This is a genomic window from Cytophagales bacterium, from assembly GCA_019456305.1.
In the GTDB taxonomy this organism is placed as follows: domain Bacteria; phylum Bacteroidota; class Bacteroidia; order Cytophagales; family VRUD01; genus VRUD01.
The window spans coordinates 95,461-102,868 of sequence record VRUD01000002.1 but is presented as its reverse complement, the minus strand read 5'-3'; the positions used below and the strand labels follow the sequence as shown (position 1 = coordinate 102,868).

Here is a 7,408-nt window from a genome sequence, read left to right as displayed (position 1 = left end):
TCTTAACAATTGAACAATGAAATAATATATTTTATGATTACAATATTGCGTAATTAAATTGTTGCTACACTAGTATTCATTCGTATATTGACATCGGGGATATGGATTCAAATAGAAACTTTGACTTCAATAAAGGGGAAGTTTTGCTTATTGACAAACCATATAGATGGACATCCCGTGATGTTGTAAATAAAATCAGAAATTCAATCTATATCTTGAGGGATGCTCAACAAGTATCTAAAGGAAGCAACTCTCCCACCTCTCCCCTCCCACCTGTCCCCCCGAGTAACCCGGGGGGGAGTACCCGGAGTGGAGACAAAATCCGGATAAAAATTGGTCATGCTGGCACACTGGACCCGTTGGCTACAGGATTGCTAATTATTTGTACGGGGAAAATGACAAAGAAAATCTCTGAATTTCAAAACCTGGACAAAACATATACAGGTAAAATGATCTTAGGTAAAACCACCCCTTCATACGACCTTGAAACAGAATTTGACAACCATTTTGATATTTCACATATAACCGATGGAATGATCTATCAGAACACCACTAAATTTTTGGGCGGCATATTTCAAAAACCTCCTGCATATTCGGCTTTAAAAATAAAGGGAGAAAGATCGTATAAGAAGGCAAGGAGAGGCGAAGACTTTCAAATTAATCCCAGGGAGGTGTTTATTAAAGAATTTCTGATCACTAATATTGCACTTCCCGAAATAGAATTTAAGGTAACCTGTTCTAAAGGCACTTATATAAGAAGCCTTGTAAAAGATTTTGGAGAGACTTTAAATGCAGGGGCATGCTTATCAGCGCTGCGAAGAACAAGAATTGGAAAGTATAAGGTTGAAGATGCTTATCAGATTGACTATTTTGTAGCTCAACTTTTTAACCTGGCCACTCAAAACTTATCTAAATGAAAATTTACTCTGGTATAGAAAATTTTGTGAAGCTGCCTCATGCTGTAGTTACAAGCGGAACCTTCGATGGTGTTCATATAGGGCATCAAAAGGTGTTGACACGGTTGAATGAAATAGCAAAAACTTGTCCCGAACAGCGTGAGGGAACTAAAGGTGAGAGCGTAGTGATCACATTTTGGCCGCATCCGAGGTTGGTACTTTTCCCTGAAGAAAAAGACTTGAAATTGCTCTCAACATTGGAAGAAAAACAGAGGATCTTACAAAATGATATTGACCATCTTATTATAATAAATTTTTCTAAGAAGTTTGCGCAATTATCTTCTGAAGATTTTATAAGAGATATCCTGGTAGAAAAGATAGGAACAAAGAAATTGGTTATCGGATATAATCACCGTTTTGGAAAAAACCGGGAGGGAGATTTTGAGCATCTGAAAGCTAACGCAGCCGTATATGGTTTTGAGATTGAAGAAATACCCAGGCAGGTTATTGATAATATTGCAATCAGCTCTACAAAAATCAGGAAAGCATTATTGGCAGGAGATGTTAAAACCGCAAGGCACTATTTGAACCGGCCTTACAGTATTACAGGAAAAGTGGTTAGAGGCGATCACCTGGGTCGAAAATTAGGCTTCCCAACAGCCAATATCCAGTTAGATGAAGTGACTAAATTAATACCTGCAGACGGGGTGTATGCAGTAAGAGTTGAAACGCAAAAGAATGCGCAGAATGCAAAGAGCATAGAGCAGCGTGTTGAGCGCCATGCGCTATACGCTATGCGCTATGCGCTATCTGGGATGATGAACATAGGCCATAAACCAACAGTAAGTGGTGTGAACAAAACCCTGGAGGTAAATATTTTTGATTTTAATAATAATATATACGGAGAGCAAATAACGATCAGCTTTATAGAACGAATAAGGGAAGAGAGGAAGTTTTCTGATGTTAGTAAGCTTAAAGAGCAGCTTGTGAAGGATAAAGCTGAAGTATTAAAGCGCATGGCCTCGCCAACTGGCGGGGCATAGCGTTCTCTGTTGACTTCAACAGACTTAAGCGCATGGAGCATAGCGCATAGCGCAAAGCGCAAAACGCATGGCGTATAGCGTTCTCTTGTTAACTTCAATAGACTTGATCTAAGTGATTTTACCCCGATTGCATCTGGGCAGGCAGGCAAGTATCAAAATAAAATAGATATGAGTAGCTATGCAAATGGAATATATAATTTACAACTATCAACTAAGAAAGGCATAATTAACAAAAAGATAATTCTTGAATAATACCACCTTGCCGGGTGGTCACCCGAAGGGTGAAATCAATCATACAATTTATTTTTCTAAAATGTTCTCTGCTATGAGCGATGTACGCTGCGCTTTACACCATGCGCTATGCGCTTTGCGCTTTGCCACACCCACTTCGCCATTTTCTTTTCCTTGTCCCAGAAGAATTTGAATTGCCCGAACAGCAGCCCGAAAAAGAGCAAAAAGAACTGATAGACGGGGAAGACGATTATAACATAAACTATTGTTTTGATCAAAATATGGGTGTCTCCTATCCCGAACGCCTTGAAAACGGGAACCCGGACATAAACAATAGACATACCTGCTAATGAAAATACGATCAATATCAGGATAATATCAATTGTTCTGCGAATACCCCACTTTTTTTTAAGTTTAACGAAAGTATTTTTCATAAAAAATCCTTGCCACAAAGACCTGCCTGCAGCAGGCAGGCACGAAGACACTAAGTTACACAAAGTTTTTTTCTTGGCATAAAAATTTTCTTTATGAATCTTTGTGTCTTGGTGGCATAAAAGTTTCATAAAGATTTCTATAACTTGATTGCAGGAAATGCGTTACAATATTAATTCTATAGATGCATATTATGCCAATTTCTATAAATATCAACAAATCTTCACTAATTCTCATTTTTATCTTTATTGCCAACTGCCAACTGTCCACTGTAAACTGTTTAGCCCAATTTTCCAATCAAAGATGTAAGCGGGTGCAATTTACAAAAGATCGTTTGATTTTAGATACGCTTACTATTATTCCTGGTTCCATCAAAGTTTATTCTGACCCGGGCTATGATATTAAGATAGAATATGATCCAAATACAAATACTGTAAAATTCACCGATTCACCGATTCACCGATTCACCGATTCACTAAAGAAAGGGGGGCTGGATTCTGTCTTTATATGCTACCGTGTATTTTTTTTTCAGTTAAATAAGAAAAAATATATTAGAGATGCTACACTATTAGATTCTGTCGATTATTATAAAGAAGAACTTCGTTATTCAAATATAATTGAAAACAGAGAAGAGTTGTTCTCTACACCAGGCCTTGCAAAGAATGGTAACATTTCCCGTGGAATTTCTTTCGGTAATAATCAGGATGTCTCGGTAAATTCTGCTTTGAATTTGCAATTGAATGGCAAACTCTCTAATGATATAACGATAACCGCAGCTATTTCTGACCAAAATGTACCCTTTCAGCCGGAAGGTAATACCCGGCAGATCCAGGAATTTGACAGGATCTATATACAATTGGCACACGAAAAGGGTAAATTAACTGCCGGTGACCTGGTTTTAAATAACAAGCCTTCAAATTTTATGAGGTTTTATAAGAACGTTCAGGGAGGAATGGTTGAAGCGAATCTTGGCAGGAATGATTCTCTAAAATCTACTACAATAGTCGCAGCAGCAGTGTCAAAAGGAAAATTTGCTTCTATGAAGCTTGATGTAAGAGAAGGCGTCCAGGGGCCTTATAAGCTGAGAGGGCCTGATAATGAGAAGTTCATCATTGTGATAGCCAATTCAGAAAAGGTTTTTCTTGATGGCAAACGATTAATACGCGGCTACAATTACGATTATGTTATTGATTACAACCAGGCGGAAATCACCTTTACCCAACGGGTGCTGATCACAAAATTTTCGAGGGTAAGGGTAGATTTTGAATATTCAGACAAGAATTACAGCAGAACCATACTCAATGCAAGCCATTACCAGGATATTAAAAAATTTAATTTCTTTTTTAATTATTATAAAGAAGCGGATAATCCGAAAAATCCGTTAACGATATCATTAGACAGTACCGACCAGACAAGATTAAGTGAAATCGGTGACAACCTGGATTCGGCTTTTACACAAGGAGTTACACTTGTTGAATTTAATAGTAACCAGATTTTATACAAAAAAGTTGATACCACCATTTATACCTATGTTCCCTTATTCGATTCTACCGTATATAAAGATATATATGTTTATTCAACTGATTCTACAGATACACTCTATCAGTTAGTTTTTGCAGATGTAGGGCAAGGAAATGGAAATTATGATCGAAAAAACAGTACTGTGAATGGTCAAATCTATCAATGGATTGCTCCTGAAACCCTTACCGGTACGCTGCGGGGCCGGTATGAGCCCATAAAAATTATCCCCACACCCAAAAAGAAACAGATGATAACTCTTGGTGGAAGCTATAAGATAAGTAAAAATGAGCAAATTTATGGCGAAATTGCCTTTAGTGATAATGATATAAACCTGTTCTCAGAAGAAGGCTCCAGTGATGATAATGGACTGGCGCTTAAAGTAGGATATGCGAATAAAGGGAAGAAAATACCATTTATTAAGAATTATAAATGGCATGCTAAGATTGATTACGAATTTGATGAGAAAAATTTCAAGCCATTAGACAGGTACCGCTACATTGAATATGACAGGGATTGGAGCGCTGACGTTTCAAGCAGGGCAAACGACAATATTTTAAACCTTTCTTTAGGAATTTCTGAAGGTATAAAAAACAGGTTCAACTATATTTTAAGTAGAAGAAAAAAGGGGGAAGATGTTGATGGTTTTCAGCACAAATTCAGCTTCGCAAAAAAATTAGGGCCGCTACAGGTAAATTCGGACTTATTTCTAATGAATAATATCAAAACCAACAGGGTATCTGATTGGAAGAGGTTGAATGTTAATGCAAATTATTCTACAAAATATTTTGTCCCTGGCTACATATACCGGTTTGATAAAAATGAAGTCCGCTCAATTAAAGGAGACACTGTCATTAACACAGCTATGAATTTTGATGAACATGTTTTTTATATTAAGAACAATGATACTTTGAAAACAAAATTTAGTACTGACTATAGTATTCGTTTTGATCATGATACATTAAAAGGTAAATTGATAGTAAAGGATAAATCCCAAACTTCAAATTCAAGCGCTCATTTCAGGCTTGGAAAAAATAATGATCTGAATATTTTAGCTACATACAGAAAGCTTGAAAACCAGGATAGCACCCAAAATATTCAGGATGAAGAAACGATCATGGGAAGATTTGACTGGAATGCCGCTCTTTTCAAAAGACATATCCGCTCAGAGCTTACCTATGCTGCGGGTACGGGCAGAGAGCGTGGGAGGGAGTTCGTTTTCCTGAAAGTACTAACCGGAGAAGGAACGCATCAATGGATTGATTTCGATAGTAATGGCGTACAGGACAAAAATGAATTTTCAGAAGCAAATACTTTTGACGAGCGAAATTATATTAAGATTTCTGTACCAACAGATACATTTATCAGAGCTTTTACGAATAGTTTCAACTATAGATTAAACATATCTGCTCCACGAAGCTGGAGGGCTAAAAAAGGGTTAAAATTATTTATCTCAAAATTTTCAAACATAACTTCCTGGAGCATTGATAAAAAAATATTTGATAATTTTCAAGCTGCAAATACCAGGAATCTGGCAAGATTCAATCCGGTTTATGCAATTACTGATTCAAATTTACTTTCTGTCAAAAAAGCATTACGAACAACGCTGTTTTTTAACCGCACCAACCCGACTTATGGGCTGGGTTTTAATTATTACTTTGTGGAGCAAAAACAACTATTAACCAATGGGTTTGAGGCACGTGATATCGAAGAGTTTAAAGTTAATTTAAGATTGAATATCAAAAGAAAATTCAATACAAAGCTGCTTGCTCAAAAGAGCATCAAAGGCAACACATCAGACTATCTGACTCAAAGAAATTATAAAATACGCACTTATAAAGCTACCCCTGAAATCGCTTTTCAGCCCACCCACAATATTAGATTTACGGCTAACTATTCATTTGCTATGAAAGAAAACATTTTTGAAATCTCTGCTGAAAAGGCTGAATTTCACGAATTAGGCATAAACTTAAGGCTCAGTAAAGTTTCAAAAGGGAGGTTGAATGCCGATTTGAAATATATAAATATATCCTATCATGATGCGGTTAATAATGATAATCCCAACACCCTTGTTGGCAACCGGATGCTTGAAGCTTTGAAACCGGGCAACAACTGGACATGGTCATTAAACTGGCAGCAAAGATTAGCCAATGGCTTGCAGATCACCATCAATTACGAAGCTAGGAAACCGGGAGAAGAAAAAATTATACATATAGGCAGGATGCAGGTGTCAGCGTTGTTTTAATGGTGATAAGGCAGCAAAGCGGTATTCAACCACGAGTTTGTATAATATCTTTGAGTCCACTCTAAAAAGTCTTTTTTGCCACAAAAGCACAAAAACACTAAATCCCACTAAAAATTAACTAATTGATTTTCAGGGTTTTGTGGGATTTAGTGCTTTGGTGATTTAGTGGCATTTTTATTTTTTGGACTTTTTAGAGTGGACTCAATTTTCTTTGTCTTTGGATTTATTTTTGTTTTAACTAAAAAAGTCTATCTTTGTTAAAAAATTATGAGTCCACTTTAAAAAGTCTTGCAAACATAACCAAAAATTTTTAAAATATAAGCAGATGAAATTTTTGAACCCTAAAACTGATTTCGCTTTTAAAAAAATATTTGGCTCTGAGAAAAGTAAAGAAATACTAATTAGTTTTCTTAATGCTATTTTAAATTTAAAATCTCCATATAAAATTAAAGAAGTTACAATAATTGATCCCTATCTTGCCCCTAAGATCAAAGGAATAAAAGATACATATCTGGATATACGAGTTAAAGATGAGCAAAATAAATCATACATAATTGAGATGCAGGTACTAAATGTTGCGGGCTTTGAAAAAAGGATCTTATACAATGCTTGCAAGACCTATGCAAATCAGATCCATAAAGGAGAGGATTATCATTTATTAACAGAAGTCATAGCAATTACGATAACTGATTTTGTGATGTTTGAAGAGCTGCCGGACATTATTAATAAATTTAATCTCAGAAACGAAAAGAACAATGAAGTCTATTCAGATGATCTGGAACTTGTTTTTGCAGAACTACCTAAATTTACAAAAAACGAAAACGAACTGGCTAACATTATTGATAAATGGCTCTATTTTATCAAAACTGCAGGCAATTTGACTGCTATTCCGAAAGCTTTATCAAAGGAACAGCCCATTATTAAAGCATTTGAAATAGCTAATAAAGCTTCGTTAACTGAGGTAGAATTAAACGATCAGGAGAGAAGAGAAATATTTATCCAAGACCAACGAGGCGCTCTTTCATTAGCTGAGAAAAAGGGTA

General features: G+C 36.1%; 5 protein-coding genes. 4 read left to right on the top strand and 1 reads right to left on the bottom strand.

All coding sequences use genetic code 11. The annotated features are described in order from the left end of the window. The first annotated feature begins 101 nt into the window (after positions 1–101). Together truB and FVQ77_00900 are read left to right on the top strand one after the other, a co-directional pair. Positions 102–917 carry a tRNA pseudouridine(55) synthase TruB gene (gene truB / locus FVQ77_00905; GenBank protein ID MBW8048903.1) on the top strand — a complete coding sequence of 272 codons (816 nt, stop codon included), beginning with the start codon at positions 102–104 and terminating at the stop codon, positions 915–917. Continuing rightward, a complete protein-coding gene (locus FVQ77_00900; protein MBW8048902.1) occupies positions 914–1,939 on the top strand; it encodes a bifunctional riboflavin kinase/FAD synthetase in 1,026 nt (341 codons plus the stop codon). The genes truB and FVQ77_00900 overlap by 4 nt, the downstream gene beginning before the upstream one ends. A 323-nt stretch (positions 1,940–2,262) precedes the next feature. Here FVQ77_00900 and FVQ77_00895 read toward each other — a convergent pair whose 3' ends face one another. Beyond that, positions 2,263–2,733, bottom strand: coding sequence for a hypothetical protein (locus FVQ77_00895; protein MBW8048901.1), 471 nt, complete (start codon positions 2,731–2,733; stop codon positions 2,263–2,265). A gap of 182 nt (positions 2,734–2,915) precedes the next feature. Between FVQ77_00895 and FVQ77_00890 the strand changes: the two genes are divergently transcribed. Both FVQ77_00890 and FVQ77_00885 read left to right on the top strand, forming a co-directional pair. Continuing rightward, positions 2,916–6,365, top strand: a complete 3,450-nt coding sequence (locus tag FVQ77_00890) for a hypothetical protein (protein MBW8048900.1) — start codon at positions 2,916–2,918, stop codon at positions 6,363–6,365. Between the two features lie 325 nt (positions 6,366–6,690). Continuing rightward, positions 6,691–7,408 (top strand): Rpn family recombination-promoting nuclease/putative transposase (locus FVQ77_00885; GenBank protein MBW8048899.1); only part of this gene is annotated, 718 nt, incomplete at its 3' end.